General features: G+C 67.1%; 20 protein-coding genes and 1 pseudogene. 16 read left to right on the forward strand and 5 right to left on the reverse strand.

All coding sequences use genetic code 11. The features are described from left to right. The first annotated feature begins 2 nt into the window (after positions 1-2). Genes BN3385_RS03440 through BN3385_RS03495 form a run of 12 tightly spaced genes read left to right on the forward strand, consistent with a single transcriptional unit; the run spans position 3 to position 12,656 of the window. The gene (locus BN3385_RS03440) at positions 3-1,217 is read left to right on the forward strand and encodes an MCE family protein (RefSeq protein WP_059015063.1); all 1,215 of its coding nucleotides are present in this window, start codon (positions 3-5) and stop codon (positions 1,215-1,217) included. Further along, positions 1,214-2,254: a virulence factor Mce family protein gene (locus BN3385_RS03445; RefSeq protein ID WP_059015066.1), complete on the forward strand. Its 1,041-nt coding sequence runs from the start codon at positions 1,214-1,216 to the stop codon at positions 2,252-2,254. The genes BN3385_RS03440 and BN3385_RS03445 overlap by 4 nt, the downstream gene beginning before the upstream one ends. Next, positions 2,251-3,798 carry a virulence factor Mce family protein gene (locus BN3385_RS03450; RefSeq protein WP_059015068.1) on the forward strand — a complete coding sequence of 516 codons (1,548 nt, stop codon included), beginning with the start codon at positions 2,251-2,253 and terminating at the stop codon, positions 3,796-3,798. Before BN3385_RS03445 ends, BN3385_RS03450 begins: the two co-directional genes overlap by 4 nt. Before the next feature lie 3 nt (positions 3,799-3,801). Further along, a complete protein-coding gene (locus BN3385_RS03455) occupies positions 3,802-5,427 on the forward strand; it encodes a virulence factor Mce family protein (RefSeq protein ID WP_059015070.1) in 1,626 nt (541 codons plus the stop codon). 11 nt (positions 5,428-5,438) lie between these two features. Continuing rightward, a complete protein-coding gene (locus tag BN3385_RS03460; RefSeq protein WP_059016337.1) occupies positions 5,439-6,581 on the forward strand; it encodes a virulence factor Mce family protein in 1,143 nt (380 codons plus the stop codon). Positions 6,582-6,595: 14 nt separating this feature from the next. Further along, complete coding sequence (locus BN3385_RS03465) at positions 6,596-8,155, forward strand: MCE family protein (protein ID WP_059015072.1); 1,560 nt, start codon at positions 6,596-6,598, stop codon at positions 8,153-8,155. After that, positions 8,125-8,898, forward strand: coding sequence for an Rv1363c family protein (locus tag BN3385_RS03470; protein WP_059015074.1), 774 nt, complete (start codon positions 8,125-8,127; stop codon positions 8,896-8,898). Before BN3385_RS03465 ends, BN3385_RS03470 begins: the two co-directional genes overlap by 31 nt. A gap of 2 nt (positions 8,899-8,900) precedes the next feature. Further along, positions 8,901-9,887, forward strand: coding sequence for an RDD family protein (locus BN3385_RS03475; protein WP_059016339.1), 987 nt, complete (start codon positions 8,901-8,903; stop codon positions 9,885-9,887). Then, complete coding sequence (locus tag BN3385_RS03480; protein WP_059016341.1) at positions 9,884-10,432, forward strand: Rv1363c family protein; 549 nt, start codon at positions 9,884-9,886, stop codon at positions 10,430-10,432. The genes BN3385_RS03475 and BN3385_RS03480 overlap by 4 nt, the downstream gene beginning before the upstream one ends. Then, positions 10,399-11,106 (forward strand): hypothetical protein, encoded by a 708-nt coding sequence (locus BN3385_RS03485; protein ID WP_059015076.1) that lies wholly within the window; start codon positions 10,399-10,401, stop codon positions 11,104-11,106. Before BN3385_RS03480 ends, BN3385_RS03485 begins: the two co-directional genes overlap by 34 nt. Positions 11,107-11,122: 16 nt before the next feature. Continuing rightward, on the forward strand, positions 11,123-11,821 hold the full coding sequence (locus tag BN3385_RS03490; protein ID WP_059015078.1) for a YoaK family protein: 699 nt from the start codon (positions 11,123-11,125) through the stop codon (positions 11,819-11,821). Positions 11,822-11,831: 10 nt separating this feature from the next. Continuing rightward, a complete protein-coding gene (locus BN3385_RS03495) occupies positions 11,832-12,656 on the forward strand; it encodes an SDR family oxidoreductase (protein WP_059015080.1) in 825 nt (274 codons plus the stop codon). Between the two features lie 140 nt (positions 12,657-12,796). On the opposite strand, the pseudogene BN3385_RS03500 reads toward BN3385_RS03495, so the two are convergent. Then, positions 12,797-14,106, reverse strand: a pseudogene (locus BN3385_RS03500) (HNH endonuclease signature motif containing protein). Between the two features lie 97 nt (positions 14,107-14,203). Continuing rightward, positions 14,204-15,238, reverse strand: a complete 1,035-nt coding sequence (locus tag BN3385_RS03505) for a phosphodiester glycosidase family protein (protein WP_156432666.1) — start codon at positions 15,236-15,238, stop codon at positions 14,204-14,206. A 281-nt stretch (positions 15,239-15,519) separates the two neighbouring features. Here BN3385_RS03505 and BN3385_RS03510 point away from each other — a divergent pair, with 281 nt between their 5' ends. Next, a complete protein-coding gene (locus BN3385_RS03510) occupies positions 15,520-15,798 on the forward strand; it encodes a GlsB/YeaQ/YmgE family stress response membrane protein (protein ID WP_059015084.1) in 279 nt (92 codons plus the stop codon). A gap of 4 nt (positions 15,799-15,802) precedes the next feature. Here BN3385_RS03510 and BN3385_RS03515 read toward each other — a convergent pair whose 3' ends face one another. Next, on the reverse strand, positions 15,803-17,077 hold the full coding sequence (locus BN3385_RS03515; protein WP_059015086.1) for a PQQ-dependent sugar dehydrogenase: 1,275 nt from the start codon (positions 17,075-17,077) through the stop codon (positions 15,803-15,805). Next, positions 17,058-17,813 (reverse strand): pirin family protein, encoded by a 756-nt coding sequence (locus BN3385_RS03520; protein WP_059015087.1) that lies wholly within the window; start codon positions 17,811-17,813, stop codon positions 17,058-17,060. Before BN3385_RS03520 ends, BN3385_RS03515 begins: the two co-directional genes overlap by 20 nt. A 92-nt stretch (positions 17,814-17,905) precedes the next feature. Between BN3385_RS03520 and BN3385_RS03525 the strand changes: the two genes are divergently transcribed. After that, positions 17,906-18,352, forward strand: coding sequence for a MarR family winged helix-turn-helix transcriptional regulator (locus BN3385_RS03525; RefSeq protein ID WP_059015089.1), 447 nt, complete (start codon positions 17,906-17,908; stop codon positions 18,350-18,352). Between the two features lie 51 nt (positions 18,353-18,403). Here the strand turns inward: BN3385_RS03525 and BN3385_RS03530 are convergent, their stop codons facing one another. Continuing rightward, on the reverse strand, positions 18,404-18,802 hold the full coding sequence (locus BN3385_RS03530) for a heme-binding protein (RefSeq protein ID WP_059016343.1): 399 nt from the start codon (positions 18,800-18,802) through the stop codon (positions 18,404-18,406). 368 nt (positions 18,803-19,170) lie between these two features. On the opposite strand from BN3385_RS03530, the gene BN3385_RS03535 reads away from it, so the two are divergent. Together BN3385_RS03535 and BN3385_RS03540 are read left to right on the forward strand one after the other, a co-directional pair. Next, on the forward strand, positions 19,171-20,130 hold the full coding sequence (locus BN3385_RS03535; RefSeq protein ID WP_059015091.1) for a hypothetical protein: 960 nt from the start codon (positions 19,171-19,173) through the stop codon (positions 20,128-20,130). 94 nt (positions 20,131-20,224) lie between these two features. Continuing rightward, entirely contained in the window at positions 20,225-21,178 is a 954-nt protein-coding gene (locus BN3385_RS03540; protein WP_286141620.1) for an L-lactate dehydrogenase, read from the forward strand. The last annotated feature ends 11 nt before the right edge of the window (positions 21,179-21,189 follow it).

Here is a 21,189-nt window from a genome sequence, read left to right on the forward strand (position 1 = left end):
CCATGGCGTCGCATCCGTTGAACGACTCTCGGCGACCCCCGCTCAAGCTGGCGGGGGTGATCTTCCTGATCGTCGCCGCGCTGATCGGAGCGCTGATCTATGCGCAGTGGCGTGGCAAGCTGACGCCCAAGACGCCGCTGACGATGGTCTCCGACCGCGCCGGCCTGGTGATGGATCCGGGCTCGAAGGTCACCTACAACGGCGTCGAGATCGGCCGGGTCAGCACGATCTCGGCCATCAACCGGGACGGCCAGCAGATGGCCCAGTTGAACCTGGAGATCCAGCCCCGCTTCATCAAGCTGATCCCGGCCAACGTCAACGCCGAGATCAAGGCCAGCACCGTCTTCGGCAACAAGTACGTGTCGTTCACCAGCCCGAAAGACCCGAGCAAGGCCCGGATCTCGAGTTCTGACGTCATCGACGTCAGCCACGTCACCACCGAGTTCAACACCCTCTTCGAGACCCTCACCTCGATCTCGGAGAAGGTCGACCCGGTCAAGCTGAACCTCACCCTGAGTGCGGCCGCCGAATCGCTCAACGGCCTGGGCACCAAGTTCGGTCAGTCGATCGTCAGCGGCAACGCGATCCTCGACGACATCAACCCGCAGATGCCGCAGATCCGTTCCAACATCCGGCAATTGGCGAATCTGGCCGACGTCTACACCAAGGCCAGCCCCGATTTCTGGAACTTCCTGGACAACTCGGTGACCACCGCTCGCAGCCTCAACCAGCAGCAGGGCGATCTCGATGCCGCGCTGCTGGCGGCCACCGGCTTCGGTAACACCGGCGCCGACGTATTCGAGCGTGGCGCACCGTATTTCGTCCGCGGTCAGGCCGACCTGGTGCCGACCACCACGGTGCTGGACAAGTACAGCCCGCAGCTGTACTGCCAGATCCGCAATGAAGCCCTGGCTCTGCCCTTGGCGCTGGATTCCTTTGGCGGTAACGGATATTCGCTGTCCACCGTCACCGAGTTCCTCGGCGCACCGAATCCGTACGTGTACCCGGACAACCTGCCGCGGGTGAATGCTCGCGGCGGCCCGGGTGGCGCGCCCGGCTGCTGGCAAGAGGTCAACCGTAACTTCTGGCCGGCGCCGTACCTGGTTGTCGACGCCGGCGCCTCGCTGGCCCCGTACAACCACTTCGAGTTGGGCCAGCCGATCCTCACCGAGTACGTCTGGGGTCGCCAAGTCGGGGAGAACACGATCAACCCATGAAAATCACCGGCACCGCAGTCAAACTCGCAGCGTTCTCGTTCGTGCTGCTGCTGTTCACGGCGATCATCGTCGTGGTGTTCGGGCAGTTCCGGTTTGACCGGACCACGGCCTACACCGCTGAGTTCACCAACGCCAGTGGGTTGCGCGACGGTGAGTTCGTCCGCGCCGGCGGCGTCGAGGTGGGCAAGGTCTCCAACATCAAGCTGGTCGACAACGGCCGTCGTGTGCTGGTCACCCTGAACGTGGACCGGACGCTGCCGCTCTACCAGTCCACCACCGCCCAGATCCGCTACCAGGACCTGATCGGCAACCGCTACGTCAACCTCGAGCGGGGCACCGGCGAAGGGGCCGACCGCGTGCTGCCGCCCGGCGGGTTCATCCCGGTCGCGCGCACCCAGCCCGCCCTCGATCTCGACGCGCTGATCGGCGGCTTCAAGCCACTGTTCAAGGCGCTGGACCCGGAGAAGGTCAACACCATCGCATCGTCGTTGGTCACCGTCTTCCAGGGTCAGGGCGGCACCATCAACGACATCCTCGACCAGACCGCGCAGCTGACCTCCGCGCTGGCCGACCGGGACCAGGCGATCGGTGACGTCATCACCAACCTGAACACGGTGCTGGCCACCACGGTCAAGCACGAGAAGGAGTTCGACCAGACGGTGAACAACCTGGAGGTGTTGATCACCGGTCTGAAGAACCGCGCTGACCCGCTGGCCAATTCGATCGCCGACATCAGCAACGCCTCGGGCACCCTGGGCGATCTGCTTGCCGACGACCGTCCGCTGCTCAAGGACACCATCGCCAAGATCGAGACGGTGCAGCAGCCGCTGGTCGACGGTCAGGCCAAGCTGGACGACCTGCTGACCAAGCTGCCGGAGGCGATCAAGATCATCGGCCGCGCCGGTGGCATCTACGGTGACTTCTTCAACTTCTACCTGTGCGATATCAACCTCAAGCTCAACGGCCTTCAGCCGGGCGGCCCGGTGCGCACGGTGAAGATCACCCAGCAGCCGACGGGTAGGTGCACCCCGCAATGAGGACGCTAGAGACACCGAACCGGATCCGGAACGGCCTGGCCGGCATCGTGATCGTGGCGCTCGTGGTCGGCGTGGGCCAGAGCTTCGCCAGCATTCCCCAGTTGTTCGCGCAGCCGACGTACTACGGCCAGTTCAGCGATTCGGCGGGCATCAACCCCGGCGACAAGGTTCGGATCGCCGGTATGGAGGTCGGGCAGGTCAAGTCGCTGGACATCGAAGGCGATCACGTGCTGGTCGGATTCTCGTTGGGCGACAAGCAGATCGGCACCGACAGCCGGATGGCCATCCGCACCGAGACCATCCTGGGCCGACGTGCTATCGAGGTCGAACCGCGGGGCGACAAGGTGCTCGAGCCGCGGGGCGTGCTCCCGGTGGGTCAGACCACCACGCCCTACCAGATCTACGACGCCGTCTTCGACGTCACCAAGGCTGCCCAAGGCTGGGATCTGCAGACCGTCAAGCAGTCGCTGAATGTGTTGTCGGAGACCATCGATCAGACCTACCCGCACCTGAGTGCCGCACTCGACGGGGTGGCCCGGTTCTCCGACACCATCGGCAAGCGCGATGAGCAGTTCAAGCAGCTGCTCGCCAACGCCAACAAGGTCGCCGCAGTGCTCGGCAATCGCAGCGAGCAGATCAACCGCCTGGCGGTCAACGCGCAGACCCTGCTGGCCGCCGTCAACGATCGCGGCCGCGCCATCGACTACCTGTTGGCCAATGTCTCGGAGATCTCCCAGCAGTTCGCCGGGTTCATCAACGACAACCCGAACCTGAACCACGTTCTGACACAGCTCAATGTGATCAGCGGCGAGCTGGCCAAGCACAAGAACGACCTGGCCGACGTGTTCATCACCGCGGCCAAATTCATGGGCGCGCTGGCTGAGGCCATCGGTTCCGGGCCCTACTTCAAGACCCTCGTCGTCAACCTGGTGCCCTACCAGATCCTGCAGCCGTGGGTGGACGCCGCGTTCAAGAAGCGCGGTATCGACCCCGAGGAGTTCTGGCGCAACGCGGGTCTGCCGGCGTTCCGGTTCCCCGACCCCAACGGCCAGCGTCAGCCCAACGGCGCACCGCCGGCGGCACCGACACCGTTGGAAGGCACACCGGAACATCCCGGCCCCGCGGTCGGCCCCGGCTCGCCGTGCTCGTACACCCCGCCCCCGGACGGCATCCCGACCAACGCCAACCCGCTGCCGTGTGCCGGGCTGAGTACGGGACCGTTCGGCGGACCGGAGTACCCGACGGCCGACGTGCCGATCTCGGCACCCAACCCCGCCGCGGGCTACAGCCCGGGTGTCCCGAGTGCCGCCTTCCCGGGTGAACTCTCGCCGAGCATCCAGGGCGTGCCTTCAGCGCCGCTGGCGCCCGGCCCGCCGGGAGCGCGCACCGTGCCGGTCGCCCCGACGCCGGGACCGGCCACCGATATCCCCGGATACGCTCCGCCGCCGAACGCTCTCGTCGGCCCGATCCCGCCGCCGGGACCGGGTCCGCAGGTGCCGCCGGTCGGTGACCTGGCGCCCGTCGATCAGGGAGGGGGAGCCTAAGCGATGTCGACAGTGTTCAACGTGCGCAACCTGGGCTTGCCGAAGATGTCCCGGATGTCGGTCATCATCGGCACCCTCGCGGTGATCCTCGGCCTGGTCGGGGCGCTGGTGGGCTGGCAGCTCTACAAGAAGATGACCACCAACACCGTGGTGGCCTACTTCTCCGAGGCGCTCGCGCTGTACCCGGGTGACCGTGTCCAGATCATGGGCGTTCGGGTCGGCAACATCGACAAGATCGAGCCGGCCGGCGACAAGATGAAGGTCACCTTCCACTACGCCAACAAGTACAAGGTGCCTGCGGACGCCACGGCGACCATCCTGAACCCGAGCCTGGTGGCCTCCCGGGTGATCCAGCTGGCCCCGGCTTACACCGGCGGCCCGGTGCTCGGCGACAACGCGGTGATCCCGATCGAGCGCACCCAGGTGCCGGTCGAGTGGGACGACCTGCGCAACCAGATCTCGGAGCTGGTCACCACTCTGGGGCCCACCAAGGAGCAGCCCAAGGGTCCGTTCGGTGACGCGCTGGAGTCCTTCGCCAACGGGCTCGAGGGCAAGGGCGAGCAGATCAACACGACCTTCCGGGCGCTGTCCAACGCGGTGACCGCGTTGAACGAGGGCCGCGGTGACTTCTTCGCCGTCCTCAAGAGCCTGGCGCTGTTCGTCAACGCGCTGCACAAGAGCGACCAGCAGCTGGTGGCGCTGAACTCCGATCTGGCCACCTTCACCAACTCCTTCGCCAATGGCGATCAGGAAGTGGCCAACGCGGTTCGCGACATCAACACCCTGCTGACCACCGCACGCAAGTTCGTCGACGACAACGGCTCGGTGCTCAGCAAGGACATCAACAACCTGGCTGATACCACCAACGCGCTGATGCAGCCCGACGCCCGCAACGGCATCGAGACGGTGCTGCACGTGTACCCGACGCTGGCGGCCAACCTGCAGAACATCTACCACCCGACGCACGGCGCGCTGGTCGCGATCCCGGTGGTGGCCAGTTTCGCCAACCCGATGCAGTTCCTCTGCAGCGCGATCCAGGCGGGCAGCCGGTTGGGCTACCAGGATTCGGCCGAGATGTGCGCGCAGTACCTGGCGCCCATCCTGGACGCGATCAAGTTCAACTTCCCGCCGTTCGGCGTGAACCAGTTCTCGACGGCCGAGACTCTGCCGAAGTACGTCGCGTATTCCGAGCCGCGCCTGCAGCCGCCGTCGGGCTACAAGGACACGACGGTGCCGGGTATCTGGTCGCGCGACACGCTGTTCTCGCACGGCAACCACGAGGCGGGCTGGATCGTGGCCCCGGGTATGCAGGGTGTCGACGTGCAGGCGTTCACCGCCAACATGCTCACCCCGGATTCGTTGGCGGCGTTGATGGGCGGGCCCGACCCGACGTCGATCCCGCCGGCCGGTCCGCCCGGTGGCGCTCCGCCGAACTCGTACAGCGAGTACAACCCGCTGCCGCCGCCGTGGTACCCGGGTGCACCGCCACCACCGGCACCTGCGCCTGGTGTGATCCCGGGACCGCTCCCGGTCTCGCAGCAGATCGGCGCTCCGGCGCCCGCCGCGCCGGGTCCCGCGGCACCCGCTCCGGCAGGCCCGCCGCTGCCCGCTGAAATGGGGAACGGATAGTGAGCGCGATCATGAAGTCGACGCGCCGGTACGGCTGGCGTGGTCTGGTGCTGCTCGTCACGGCGCTGGTGCTGACGTCCTGCGGTTGGCGCGGTATCGCCAACGTCCCGCTGCCGGGTGGTCCCGGCAGCGGCAAGGACAAGATGACGATCTACGTCCAGATGCCGGATACCTTGGCGCTCAACGTCAACAGCCGGGTCCGGGTGGCCGACGTGTTCGTCGGCTCGGTCAAGGCCATCGAGCTGAAGAACTGGATTCCGACGCTGACGCTGGACCTGCAGCCCGGAGTCAAGTTGCCGGCCAACGCAATTGCGCGGATCGGCCAGACCAGTCTGCTGGGTACCCAGCACGTCGAGCTGGATCCGCCGGCTGATCCCTCGCCGGAGCCACTGCGTGACGGTGCGACGATCCCGCTGAAGAACTCGCAGTCGTTCCCGACCACCGAGCGCACGCTGGCCAGTATCGCCACCGTGCTGCGCGGCGGCGGCATCCCGAACCTGGAAGTGATCCAGACCGAGGTCGCCAACATCCTGTCGGGCAACGCCGATCAGATCCGCGACTTCCTGGGCAAGCTGGACACTTTCACCGACCAGCTCAACCAGCAGCGCGATGACCTGACCCGGGCGATCGACTCGACCAACGAACTGCTGCAGATCGTGGCGAAGCGCAACGACACCCTGGACCGGGTGCTCACCGAATTCCCGCCGCTGATCAAGTATTTCGCGGACTCCCGGGACAAGCTCACCGGAGCCGTGGAGGCACTGGGCCGGTTCAGCAACGTCACCGCCAACACGCTGTCGGCGGCGCGGGCTGATATCGATACCAACCTGCAGATGCTGCAGCGCCCGCTCAAGCAGCTCGGCAAGGCCGGCCCGTACATGATCGACGCGCTCAAGTTGGTCATCACGGCGCCGTACCCGGTCGACAACATTCCGAAGGTAATCCGGGGTGACTACATCAACACCTCGGCCACGTTCGACCTGACACTGTCCGCGATCGACAACGCGTTCCTCACCGGTACCGGTGTGTCCGGAATGCTGCGTGCTCTTGAGCAGGCGTGGGGTCGCGACCCGCAGACCATGATCCCGGACGTGCGGTTCACGCCGCACCCGAACATGGCCGAGGGTGGACCGTATGTCGAGCGCGGCGAGTGAGGGGTGACGAGTAAATGTTGACCCGCTTCATCAAGACGCAGCTCGTGATCTTCGGCGTGCTGACCGTGGTCGCGCTGTTGGTGCTGGGCGTGTACTTCCTGCGGCTGCCCACGCTGGCCGGTGTCGGGCAGTACACGCTGAAGGCCGACCTGCCGTCCTCGGGTGGCCTTTACGCCACGGCCAACGTCACCTACCGCGGCGTCACGATCGGCCGGGTGACCGAAGTCGTGCCCACCGAAAACGGTGTGCGCGCCACGATGAGCATCAGCGACAAGTACAAGATCCCGGTCGATGCGTCGGCGAACGTCCACTCGGTATCGGCGGTCGGCGAGCAGTACCTCGACCTGGTGTCCGACACCGGCACCCCGGGCAAGTACTTCGCCGCCGGCCAGACCATCACCAAGAGCACCGTCCCGCAGGAGATCGGACCGGCACTGGACGCGGCGAACAAGGGCCTGGCGGCTCTGCCCGCGGACAAGATTCCGGTGCTGCTCAACGAAACCGCTTTGGCGGTAGGTGGTTTGGGGCCGTCGCTGCAGCGGTTGGTCGACGGCACGCAGGCGATCGTCACTGATTTCAAGACCAACATTCAGGACGTCAACGACATCATCCAGAACTCGGCACCCGTGGTGGACAGCCAGGTGAACTCCGCTGACGCGATCTCGGCGTGGGCAGCGAACCTGAACAGCATCGCCTCGCAGACCGCAGCGCAGGATCAGGCGTTGCGTAGCGGGCTGAGCCAGGCCGCGCCCACTGCTGACGCGGTCACTGCAGTGTTCAGCGATGTTCGGGAAGCTCTGCCGCAGACGCTGGCGAACCTGGAGATCATCCTGGACATGCTCAAGCGCTACAACAAGGGCGTCGAGCAGTCGCTGGTGCTGTTGCCGCAGGGCGCCTCGGTGGCCCAGGCGGTGTCCGCGCCGTATCCGCATCAAGCCGCGCTGGACTTCGCGTTGACGATCAACCAGCCGCCGCCATGTCTGACCGGATTCCTGCCGGCCAGCCAGTGGCGGGCTCCGGCGGACCTGTCGCGCAAGCCGGTGGAGAACGGGCTGTACTGCAAGATCCCCAAGGACACCCCGGCCAACGTCGTGCGCGGCGCGCGTAACTTCCCGTGCGTCGACGTCCCGGGTAAGCGTGCCGCGACACCGGAGGAGTGCCGCAGCAACGAGCCCTACACACCGTTGGGCACCAACCCCTGGTACGGCGACCCGAACCAGGTGCTGACCTGCCCGGCGCCCGCCGCCCGATGCGACCAGCCGGTGAACCCGGGTACGGTGATACCGGCACCGTCCATCAACAACGGGATGAACCCGTTGCCGGCGGACCTGCTGCCGCCTCCGGCGGCCAACCCCGTGACCAGCGACCCGCTGAGTCGGCCGGGGACCGGGTCTGTGCAGTGCAACGGGCAGCAGCCCAATCCGTGCACCTACACTCCGGCGGAAGGCAATACGGCCGTCTACAACCCGCAGAGCGGTGAGTTGGTCGGCCCTGACGGTGTGAAGTACAGCGTCACGAACTCGAGCAGTACAGGAGACGACGGATGGAAGGAGATGCTGGCTCCGGCCGGCTGACCCCACCGCCGGGCGACGAGGCCGAGCGTAGCGAGGCTGAGGAGCTGGCACATCAGACGCCGCCGGGCGACGAGGCCGAGCGTAGCGAGGCTGAGGAGCCGGCACAGCAGACACCGCCGCCCACCACCGACGACGAAGCCGATGTGGCTGAGGAGTCGGTGACATCGGAAACCGCCGAGGCTGATGAGTCTGTCGGCGATCAGGTGGCTGCAGAATCCGCTGAAGTAGCGCAACCGCGGGCGTCCCGGCTGGCCAGCCGCCGCTGGCTGGTCGGTGTCAGTGCCGTTCTTCTGATTGCTGCGGCCGGGCTCGGTACCGGCGGCTATTTCGCCCTGAAATCACACCAGAGCAGTGTGGCCACCACTCGCGCCGAGCAGGCAGCCGTCGCCGCGGCGATGGATTGCGTCACGGCAACCCAGGCCCCGGACGCCAGCGCCATGGAGGCCAGTCAGCGCAAGATCATCGAATGCGCGACCGGTGGGTTCGGCGCCCAGGCCACTCTGTACAGCGGTCTGTTGGTCGACGCCTACCAGGCCGCGAAGGTTCAGGTGCAGGTGTCCAACATGCGTGCCGCCGTGGAGCGCCACAATGACGACGGATCGATGGATGTGCTTGTCGCCCTTCGGGTCAAGGTGTCCAACACCGAGGCCCAGGGACAGGAGCAGGGTTACCGGCTGCGGGTGAAGATGATGCCCGACAACGGGACCTACAAGATCGCCGATCTCGCCCAGGTGAGTAAGTGACGGTGACCGACAGCGACACCACCCTGGACACCGCCGAGGTTCTCGACACCGTCGCCGACGAACCGGCTGCGCCGAAGGCCGGGTGGCGTGCTCGTGCCGGTGCCTTCGCCATCGATGTCCTGGTACCGCTCGGGGTACTCGCCACGTTGATGCTGGTCGCCTGGTCGGCGCCGCTGCGTGGCTGGCTGTGGTGGCTCACGGTGAGCTTGGCCGGCTTGGTGTTCCTGGCGGCCGCCGTCAACCGCTGGCTGCTGCCGTCGTTGCGCGGCGCGACGCTGGGTCGCTCGCTGCTGGGTATCGAGCTCGTCAGCCGCACCGGCGCCCGGGTGGGGCCGTGGCGGCTGCTGGTCCGCGATATCGCCCACCTGCTGGACACCGTCCCTGTCTTCATCGGCTGGCTGTGGCCGCTGTGGGATTCCCGCGGCCGTACGTTCGCCGATTTCCTGACTCGCACCGAGGTGCGCCGCATCGCCGGGGAGCGCCCGGACCGCGGCCGGCTGGCGGGGGCGGTGCTCGCTGGTGCCGCCGTCATCGCCGTGGCCGCGGCGGGACTGAACTATCTGACGGTCTACCGGCACGACCATGCGGTCGACACCGCCCGGACGCAGATCGCTGCGCAGGGACCCAAGATCGTCGAGAACATGCTCAGCTACGACGCCGCCAGCATCGATGCTGACTTCGCCCGCGCCCGCGATCTGGTGACCGACGCCTATCGACCGCAATTGGTCGCGCAGCAGGACGCGGTGCGCAAGGCCGGACCCGTCGACAACGACTACTGGGTGACCAACAGCGCGGTGCTGACCAATACGCCGGACTCCGCGGTGATGCTGCTGCTGATGCAGGGCCAGCGCGGCGCGGCACCCAAGCAACGGCTGATCACCGCGACGGTGCGGGCCAACTTCGAGAAGTCCGCCGACGGCCACTGGCGGGTATCCAACATTTCGGTGCTGGCCAAACCGAACCCGGCCGGACAGCCGGAGGGCCGATGAGCCCGCGGCGCAAGGTCGAACCGGGCACCGAGGGCCTCTTCCGGATGCCCGCCCCGCGGGCACGCCGTTGGGTGCTGGCCCTGGTTGCGGCACTGGCGACGGTAGCGATCATCGGGGCGGTCACCGTGAGTGCCCTGATGCTGGTGGATCGGGAAACACAGCGCCGTGATGCGGTGCGCGACGTGGCCGTACTCAGTTTCGTGCGCGGTTTCGTCACCGACTACACCTCACCGGATCCGTTCCACGCCAACGACTATGCCAACAAGGTCCTGGCCCAGGGCACCGGGCAGTTCGCCAAGCTCTACCAGGAGAAGATGAACGAGATCGTCATCCAGGTGGCGCGGGCCGAGCCGACCAAGGGCAGCGTGCAGGATCTCGGAATCGAGCGGTGGAATTCCGACGGCAGCGCCGATGTCGTCGTCGCCGCGACCACGACCACCTCCCTGCCCGACGGCAAGAAGATTGAGAACGGCAGCCGCTGGGTGGTCACCGCGACCAAGGAAGGACAGCAGTGGAAGATCAGCAACCTGCTGCAGGTGATCTGACCGACGAGGCGGCTGACGACGCCGCCGTCGAGGACACCGTCGCCGACGAGTCGACCGAGGACAGTGCGACCGAGGAGACCACTGAGGAGTCCACTGAGGAGTCCACCGACACCGACGTGCCGCCACCGGCGAAGGAACCCTCGGCAGCCCGAAAGTGGTTGGCGGGCAAGCGCACCGCGCTGGTGGTGGGAACCGCCGCGGCGTTGTTCGTCGGCGCGGGAGCTTTCGCCGGCGCCACCGTGCAGCCGTACCTGGCTGACCGCGCCGCGGTGGCCACCAAGCTCGACATCGCCAAGACCGCAGCCGAGGCCATCACCACACTGTGGACCTACACCCCCGATGACATGGACCAGCTGCCGGACCGTTCGGCCAGGTTCCTGTCCGGCGAATTCCAGGACCAGTACCGCAAATACGTCGACGCGATCGTCCCGACGAACAAGCAGGCCAAGGTCACCAACACCACCCAGGTGGTGGGCACCGCCGTCGAGTCGCTGCGCGGTGACGAGGCCACCGCGCTGGTCTACACCAACACCACCTCGACGAGTCCGTTGAGTCGGAACATCCCCTCGATGCGGTACCTGTCCTACCGGTTGCAGTTGACCCGCGAGCACGGTGACTGGCTGGTCACCAAGATGACCACCGTGACATCCCTGGATCTCACCCCGCAGCTCTGACGGCGATACTTGCCTGATGGCCGTCGCCTCACCCGTCTCCGAACGCGCCACCGTGGCCGCCCTGCTGCTGCTGACGTTCGGCACCGGGCTGGTCGACGCCATCAGTGTGCTGGTGCTCGGGCACGTGTTCGTGGCGAATATGACGGGAAACGTGATCTTCCTGGGGTTCTGGTTCGTCCCGCACTCCGGGGTCGACATGACAGCTGCCGTGGTCTCGTTCGTCTTCTTCGTGATCGGCACGATCATCGGTGGCCGGTTCGCGCGGCATCTCGACTACGAGGTGCGAGTGTGGATCACCGCCGCGCTGGGCACCGAGGTGGTGCTGCTGACCACGCTGGCGATCCTGGCCGGCACCGGCGTACTGGCCTACCACGACAACGGCAAGCTGGTCCTGATCGCCGGCCTGGCGATCACCTTCGGCGCGCAGAACGCCGCCGCCCGTCAGTTCGGCATTCAGGAGCTCAGCACGACGGTGCTGACGTCGACGATCGTCGGCATCGGCAGCGAGAGCCGGCTGGCCGGCGGACGCGGGGAGCGCGAAAAGCTGCGCTACAGCGTCGTGTTGACGATGCTGGCCGGTGCCGCCGTCGGGGCCACGCTGTCACGCTTCATGGTGGCGCCGGTGATCGGGCTGGCGGCGGTGGTGGTGGCGACGAGCCTGGCGATCTTCCGCTACGGACCGCAACCGGTGCCCGCCGCCCAGCCAGACAACTAGAGTCGCGAGCATGCCCACCGTTCTGGTCACCGGCGCCTCCCGGGGTATCGGTAAGTCGATCGTGTCCCACCTGTCAGCCAAGGGATGGGAGGTGATCGCCGGGGTGCGACGCCAGACCGATGCTGACGCCCTGGCCGCGCAGCCGGGGGTCACCCCGGTGCTGCTCGACGTCACCGACGATGACCAGGTGGCGGCGCTACCCGGTCAGCTCGGCGGTCGGCTCGATGCGGTGGTGAACAACGCCGGCATCGCCGTGACCGGGCCGCTGGAGGCGCTGACAGCCAGCGAGATTCGAAGGCAGTTGGACGTCAACGTCGTCGGACAGCTCGCCGTCACCGCGGCGGTACTGCCGCTGTTGCGGGAGTCGCGGGGCCGAATTGTGTTCATCTCCAGTGTGAACGGGCGCATCTCTGTGCCGCTGCTGGGTGCCTACAGCGCGTCGAAGTTTGCCCTCGAGGCGGCGGCGGATGCGTTGCGGGTGGAACTGCGGCCGTGGGGAATCGGCGTCAGCGTCGTCGAGCCGGCGCAGACCGACACCGACCTGTGGCGCAAAGCCGACCAGAGCGTGGACGAGATGGAGGCGGCGATGACGGCGCCTCAGCGGGCGTTGTACGCCAAACACGTTGCCGGGATGCGCAAGTCGATCCCGATGTCGCAGCGCCTGGCCGTCGACGCGGACAAGGTGGCTGCGGTGGTGCAGGAGGCGCTCACCGCCCGCTCGCCGCGCGCCCGCTACCCGGTCGGCGTGGGCCCTGCCCTGCAGATGGCGGTGGTGACGAAACTTCCGGCGCGGGTGCGTGATGTGGTGCTGGGCCGACTGGTCGGCCAGCCCTGAGCGAGTTCGTCAAACGCGACCCAGCCGATGCTGGGCAAGAATCTTCCCGCCTCTTCTGATCGAGGTATAGCGGTAGGATCCCTTGTCCTGCAATTCTTTTGAGCGCCACTCGGTGCTGCCGACAACTGACGCTCACCAGCCTAATTCGCTGGTGGTGGTTGTGGTTGGAAGGGGTCGTACCACCACCAGTCGGCGCGTTCGCCGATGGGTCCGGGGCAGGGTGGGACCTGCGGTGGTGGCTGGTTTGGTGGGTGGGTCAGGGTGGCGTTGGTGAGTGGGTCGCCGTCTTCGTCGGTGACGACGAGGTGTTCGGCGGGGCCGGTGATGGCTGGTTTGGTGGGTGGGCCAGGGTGGCGTTGGTGAGTGGGTCGCCGTCTTCGTCGGTGACGACGAGGTGTTCGGCGGGGCCGGTGATGGTGATGTCGCCGTTGTGGTGCAGCCGGTGGTGATACGGGCACACCAAGACCAGGTTCGAGAGTTCGGTCGCTCCGCCGTCTTCCCAATGGACGATGTGGTGGGCGTGCAGGCCGCGGGTCGCGTCGCAGCCAGGCACCGCGCAGGTGCGGTCGCGGTGTTCCAGGGCCCGGCGTAGCCGGCGGTTGACGGTGCGCGTGGCCCGTCCGGCCCCGATCGGGCGGCCGTGGCGTTGGAACCACACCTCGCAGGTGGCATCACAGGTCAGGTACTGGCGTTCCGCGTCGGTGAGCAGCGGACCCAAGTGCAGGCCGGCGGCGCGCTGGTCGAGGTCGAGGTGGACCACGACGGTGGTGTGCTGGGCGTGCGGGCGGCGGCTGGCTTGGGCATCCCAGCCGTCGGTGACCAGCTGCATGAAGGCGTCCACGGTGGTGGGCATGGCCTCAGCATCGGTGCCGTGGTGGTCGCGTTTCCATTCGGTGACCAGAGCATCCAGATGGGATTTGAGGGCGGCGTCGAGGACGGCGGCTTCGTCGTGGGGCAGGGTGATCCGCCAACTCATCGAGTCATCGGTGGCGGTCTGGGTGATGGAGCGTCTCGGGTGCGGTCGCGGTTCGGGTTCGGGGCGGGGTTCGAGGCGGATCGCGGTCCGCAGTTGGTTCACGGTGGCCACCGACGCCAGCGCCGCGTAGTGCTCATCAGAACCCTCACCCGCACCGGCGGCGATAACGCCGACCTGATCCAGTGAGAGCCGGCCCTGCTGCAGCTGCCCGACACACTGGGGGAATTCCGCACTGCGATGGGCGATCGCGGCGATGGCGTGCGCGTTGGCTGAGGTGGCCCCGAGTTTCCAGGCCACCAACGCCGCCACCGACCGCGCCCCGGTCGCCCCCCATAGCTCGTCGCGGTCGACTTCAGCGACGATCTGCACAATCCGGCCATCGATGGCATTGCGCTGACCCGCCAACTCCGCCAGCTCGTCGAACAGCGTCTCCAGACGCTCCTTGGGTGAGCTCACCACGGCCGACGAGGACATGCCGACATCATGACAGCACCCACCGACACGTTTTCATCGCCGCGAAAACGCCTGATAGATCACATCGTTACGTCGATCTCGGCGACGGGGTGACGAGCTAGTTGAACGCCAGCCAGCTGGGCAGCGCACGCTCCCGAGAATCACACAGCACCTGCACGGTGTCGCAGGAGCCCTTCGGGACTCCCGCGCCGGCCCACATGCCGCCGGTGTCGCGGCGCAGCACGATGGCCGAGGAACCGCCGCCGTCGAGCAGGATCGCGGTGTCACTGCCCAAGCCGCGGAACAGATCCTGGATCTGGTCGGGCGTGTAGCTGCCGCCCTGGAAGATGTACATCTCGTCCTTGTCGCGGGCATAGGCCAGCGCGGTGCGCGCTGCGCTGGGCCCCGGATCGTTCATCTGCCCGGTGTCGCCGGGAGCGAGCAGCTTGAGACCGCTCACGGCAGCGAACCGCGTGCCTTTGTCCATCAACCCCTGAATCACCGGGCCCGCGGCGTCATAGTCGTTGGGGGCCTTCGGTGTTACGACGAACGGTGCGCCGGCGACCGGCAGGATCATGGTGGTCAGCGCCGTCCACACCTCGTCCCCGCCGGACAGCGCCTGCTTGCCTGCGTAGGCGATGGTGCCGGTGACCGCCGCGTTGGCGCGACCCTGCCCGCGGGTGTTGTCCACGTAGGCGCCCAACGGGGAACTGCAGCCCGTTGACTTCCACGACCCCGCCTGCTGGGACCGCACATCAAAGAAGTTGGCGTTGATGGCGATGGTCGGCTGGCCCAGTACTTGCCAGGCCTGCAGCGGGGTGTAAGTCTCGGACGCCTGCACCAAACCCTCCCGGGTGCGGGCACCCGGGGTGCTCTCGCAGCGGGCCTGATATCCGGTGTGGGTGTCGACGAGCAGCCGGGGAGTCAGCCGCTGCGAGGCGTTCTTGATGATCATCAGATGACCGCCGTTGGTCATCTCGTACCAGTTGCCCGCCGCGTTGAGCATCGGCGCCGGGTAACCGCCGCCGAAGTTGTACACCAGATAGCTGCCGCGGGTTGTGGCGATGGCTTGCGCCAGCTGCTCCTTGCCGTCCGCTACCGCCACCGGCGCGCCGGTGGTGGCGGCCAGCGTCAGGCACGCGATCGCCGCCATACAGCTGGCGGCGACTCGCCGAGCGGTGGCGACTGGGGTTGGCACAGTTGCCCTTTCGGTGAAGGTCAGCGACTACAGCACTATTCACTGTAGTCACAGCAACCACACAGTCAACTTTCGTAACAATGCCATGACGGTTCGGATCCGGGGCTGTCACAACACGGCCGACGGTCTTTGCTGATGCGCGATTTCGTGCCGCCGGGAGGTTATCGAGTCCCAGGAATGGGAACACGTGCTTGGCGCGGATCCCGCCCGGGGCCGCCCGAACCCGAGGAGCAGTAATGATCGGAACGATTATCGGAGCGATCGTCGTCGGCTTGATCGTCGGCGCGCTGGCACGGCTGGTCATGCCCGGCAAGCAGAACATCGGCATCCTGATGACGATCCTGCTGGGCGTGGTGGGGTCGTTCCTGGGATCCTGGATCAGCTACCAGGTCGGATACGCCAACTCCAACGGCGGTTTCGCCATCATCCCGTTCATCGTCGGCGTCGTGGTCGCCGTGGTCCTGATCGCGATCTACCTCGCTGTCACGGGACGGCGCGACCAGGTCCACCGCTAGTCGCTCACCGGTCCGGCGGCGCGAGACGGTACACCGCACCGGCGTCATCGTCGGTGATGTACACCGCGCCGTCCGGACCGGCGACGGCGGCCACCGGGCGACCCCATCGGTCGCCCTCCTCGTTCTGGAAACCGCCGACCAAGGTCTGTTGGGGGCCCAAAGTTCCTGCCCGCCAGGGAAAGAACGACACTTCGGGGGCGCGCGGCGGCGTCCTGTTCCACGACCCGTGCACGCCGATCAGCGCGCCGCTGGTGTAGGGCGCCGGTAATGCGCCGTCGACGAAGCTCAGACCCAGTGGGGCGGAATGAGCGCCCAGGGTCTGTTCCACCGGCGCCAGTGCGGCGCAGTCGAGTCGGCTGCCGTCGGCGTTGGTCTGCACGTCGCGGATGAACCGCGGTGCGCCGTCAATATCGGGATTGCAGTAGGGCCAACCGAGTTCACGCCCGGGGGTCAGCTTGGCCACCGACTCGGGCGGATGCTCACCGACGTAATCGGCGCGCACCTGACCGTAGTCGGGTCCCGGCCGGGGATCGGCCACATTGTCGCGATTGTTCACCGCCGTCCACACCGAATCATCCGGCGCCACAGCCAGACCGGTGCCATTACGCACCCCGGTGGCGAAGGCCTCCGGTGTGCCGCCGCCGGGCGGGATGCGCATGATGGTCGCCCGCGGCGGGCTTGCCGTGCGGTCCTCAGCGGAGATGTTGCCGGTGGAGCCGATCGAGAAGTACACCGCACCGTCGGCACCGACCGCCACGCTCTTGAGTGCATGGGCATAGGCGCCGCGCAGTTCGGGGCTGCGCGCATCGGGCAGGCCGCCGGCGATGACGCGGCGATCCGTGGCGGCACCGTCGGCATACCGGAACGTGTCGATCTGATTGCTTTCGGCCACCAGCAGAGTCGCGCCGTCGAACGCCAGGCCGTGCGGCTGGGTCAGGCCGTCCAGCAGGGTCTCCACCCGGGCCTGCTCACCGTCCGGACTGAGGCGCAGCACCGTGCCCCGGCTGGGCACCGACACCAGCAGGGCACCGTCGGGTGCCCACACCGCCAGCCGTGCCTTGGGCACCCGGGCCCACACCGACATCGTCCAGCCCCGGGGAATCAACGCCTGGCGGGGAACGTCGAGCGGAGCCTGCGCCAGCCCGGCCGGCACCGTCACGGTCACCGGCGCCAACCCGGCCGGCGCTGACGCGCTCGGTGCGGGTGGCGCCGGTTGGCCACATCCCACTGCCACCGCGAGCGCGGCGGCGGAGGTGAGGCTAGCCCGCCAAGCCCGCATGCATCTCCCAGACGAGGATCTCCGAGGGTGCCGTCGCGGTGACGCGCTGCCCACCCGAGGAGGTGAACCGCACCGCGTCACCGTCGGTGAGTTCGCCGGCCCCCTCCAGTGTCACGACCCCGCGTGGGACGAACAGGTGCAGATACGGGGCTTCGGGGAGCTGAACCGAGTCACCCGGATGCAGGCGCGCACCGTGCAGGGCGGCGTAGCGGTTGCGGATGCTGATCGCGGTCTCATCGCGATGCTCGGGCATTCCGGACGCGATGGTGACCAGTCCGCCGCGCAGCAGTTCGTCGTCGATCTCGAGCTGCTGGTAGCCGGGAGTGACGCCGGCTTCGTCCGGCACCACCCACATCTGCACGAAATGAACCGGCTCGCTGTGGCTTTCGTCGCCGGTCAGCGTCCAGGAATCATTCTTCTCAGAGTGCAGGATGCCGCGACCTGCCGACATCCGCTGGGCCAGTCCCGGGTAGATGACACCGGAGTGGCCGGTGGAATCCTGATGCACCAGGGAGCCCTGCAGCACCCAGGTGACGATTTCCATGTCCCGGTGCGGATGGGTATCGAATCCAGTACCCGGTGCCACCCGGTCGTCGTTGTTCACCAGGAGCAATCCGTGGTGGGTGTTCGCCGGATCGTAGTGATCGGCGAAGGAGAACGAATGCTTCGAGTCCAGCCACGAGATCTTCGTCGCGGCGCGGTCGGCGGCACGTCTGATGTCGACTGTCGCGGCCATGTCATCACCCCTTGGGTCGTTGCCAGCCTAGGTGGCCGGCGATGACCTCGACAACATGGATGACGTGTCATCTATTCCGCTAGGGTGGGGCTATGACGCAACGCTGGCTCGATGAGGACCAACAGCGGGTGTGGCGGAACTACCTGGCGATGGTGACCCGCCTGCAAGCGGCGATGAATCGCCAGCTCCAAACCGAGTGTGGGCTGTCCCTGGCCGACTACGAGGTGCTGGTGGCGCTCTCTGACCAGGGGCCGCTGCGCATCTTCGAACTGGCCGATGAACTGGGTTGGGAGCAGAGCCGGTTGTCTCATCAGCTGGCCCGGATGCGGAGCCGAGGACTGCTGGATCGCGAGGGCAGTGATCAGGATCGCCGCGGTGCTGTCATCGACATCACCGCGAGTGGGCGCCGGGCGCTGAGCGCGGCCGCGCCCGGGCATGTGGAGTTGGTGCGGTCGGTGGTCTTCGACGGGATGAGCCCGGCGCAGCTGCGGGCCTTCGACGATCTGACCGCGACGGCGCTGGCCCGGCTGGAGGCCTGAGGCCATCCACCGCCACGGTGGATCCGTGGCGGCGGATGGCCATGCGACTGATCAGCCGGCCATGAACTCGTTGTAGGCCGACGACAGGTCCGGCGGCAGCACCGTGATGTTGCAGGCGCGCTGAACCTCACCGATCGGGGCCAGGATGCCCCGCAACTCGTAGTACTCCTGCGGATTGGCCGTGAAGTACCCGCGCACGTTGGCCGCGGCCTGCATGCGGGGCTGGTTGGCCGCCGCGCTCAGCACCTGTCCGGCACCGGGATGGGTAGCCAGGTACTGCTGGGCTGAACCTGTTACGGAGCTGACGGTGTTGGCAACACCGGCGCCACTGCAATCGGGCGCTGCCGAGGCGATCGGCGCGCTCAGCGTCGCCACCGCCAATCCCCCCGCGACAACACCGGTACACACAGCTGCGGTCGTCCTGACCGGCGACATACCGTTGAACTTCATGATCACTTCTTCCTCCGATTCGTGAATCGGCATCGATTCCCCCGTCCTGAAAGCCAAAGTACCCCTGAGGTTTTCCAGCAAAACCCGGTGCGTTTTGCGAATCCGGGCGACGCGGCGGCGTTACGGCTCTCGCCAGTGATGTGCACCGCACTTTCGCTCGCGAGGTTTGAGTACACCGTCGCCGCAACGGAATTCCCCTAAGGACGCTTAACAATCCTTGTTCTCCCTTAGGAAATCGTGACGTATCCCGTGATTCAACTGTGACCCGCTGCAAACGCGAATAGTGACGGGGGCGACGGGGTAGAGGCCTTGTTAGGTGCAGACCCCGCGCCGACTCAATCCGTCAACGCACTAGGGGAGAATCCCGAATGAGCATTCCCGATACCACTCTGCTTGCCCAGCTGCGAGCAGCTCTTGACCTGACCAACACCGAAATCCAGATCGCCGAGACCAGGGTCGCCCAGGCCCGCACCGAGGCTGTCCGCCGCGAGCTGAGCCAGAACGCGGCCAACGGCCGTGAGCGGGCTGAGGCGATCGAGGACGCGATCCGCGACCTCGGCGGATTCCCCGATGTCATCGGTCCGTTCTTCGGCCGGGCCGCCGCGGCGGTCAAGGCCCTCACCGAGCAGGCCCAGCCGTTCGACGAGGCGCTGTTGGGTGACCTCGCCCTGGAGGGCCAGCTGCTCGATCGCGCCCGCTACATCAAGGCCCTGGCCGTGGCGGCCAAACGTTCTGACGTCGAGGCACTGGCCGATCGGCTGATCACCGCCCACTCCGCGACCGTCGACTGGCTGACCACCGTGCTGGCCGAGGACGCCCTCGGCGGCCCCGCCGCGCTGCGCCGCACCCCCATCCAGGTGGTGACCGGGCTGGCACTGCGGGTGGCGAACTGGCCGCTGATCTCGTCGGTTCGCGGTGTCGACCGCGCCCTGCACAGCCTGCGCGGTGCGCGTCCCGCCGTCGATGAGCTGATCAGCCGTGGTGCGCACGCCGGCGAGGTGGCGGTCAAGGCCGCCTCTGCCTCGCGGGATGCCGCGCTGGAGACTGCGGAGAAGGTGATCCGGCGTGAGGGCGCCGACGGGGCCGCTGACGCGCTGCATTCGATGCGCAGCGCAACCGGGGTGTTGGCCGCCGACGAGTTGCCGATCGCGGGCTACGACGAGCTCAACCTCAACGAGGCGATCGCCGCGGTCAAGGACCTCACCGACCCTGCTGACCTGCGAGTGATCATCGCCTACGAGGAGGCGAACAAGGCGCGCCAGCGCGTGGTGTCGGCTGCCCAGACGCGGGTCGCGGCGATCGCGCAGGAGATCGTCGGCATCGACTGACGCCATGCCCCTCGAGTGGCCACCTGTGACACGTTTTCTCCGGAATTCCGTGACGCAGGTGGCCACTCGTCGTGAAGAGACGAAGAATGACGGGGTGGCTGAACATCCCGGGGGCAAGGTTTCGATCGTCGGCATGGGAAGCGTGGGCACCGCGATCGCCTACGCCTGCCTGATCCGCGGTTCGGCGGGCGCCCTGGCGCTCTACGACACCAACCTCAAGAAGGTGCGCGCCGAGGTCCTCGACCTCAATCACGGCAGCCAGTTCGTCCCGCACTGCACGGTCACCGGCGCCGATCAGGTGGACGTCACCGCGGGATCGGCGATCGTGGTGGTGACCGCCGGGGCCAAGCAGCACCCGGGGCAGAGCCGGCTGGAGTTGGCCGCCACGAATGTGGCCATGGCTCAACAGCTGACGCCGCAGCTCCTCGAGCACTCCCCGCGGGCGGTGATCATCTTCGTCACCAACCCGGTCGACATCGTCACCTACGCCGCCGCACAGGCGGTCGACGCACCGCCCGGCCGGATCTTCGGATCCGGAACGGTGTTGGACTCCAGTCGGTTTCGCTTCCTCATCGCCCAGCGGGCCGGAGTCGCGGTGGGCAACGTGCACGGATTCATCGTGGGCGAGCACGGGGACTCGGAGATCTCGCTCTGGTCGAGTGTGTCCATCGGCGGTGTGCCTGCCGAGCAGTTCCGGGTCAACGGTGCGCTGGTATTCGACGAGACCACCCGCGCCCGGATCTCGGCGGAGGTGGTCAATGCCGCCTACGAGATCATCGAAGGCAAGGGTGCGACGAACCTGGCGATCGGCCTGTCCACCGCACGCATCATCGAGGCGGTCCTGGGCAATCAGCACCGGGTTTTGCCGGTGTCGACGGTGCAGCGGGGAACCTACGAGATCACCGATGTCGCGTTGTCGTTGCCGACGCTGATCTCGGCCGCGGGTGCCGGTGAGGTGCTGCAGGTGCCGCTGGCCGTCAACGAGCTCCTGGGACTGCAGGCCTCGGCGGCCACCCTGCGCAAAGCACAGGAGTCGTTGCAGCTGTAGCGCGTTCGCGG

The sequence above is a fragment of the Mycobacterium sp. M26 genome (genome assembly GCF_001494595.1).
Lineage (GTDB): Bacteria > Actinomycetota > Actinomycetes > Mycobacteriales > Mycobacteriaceae > Mycobacterium.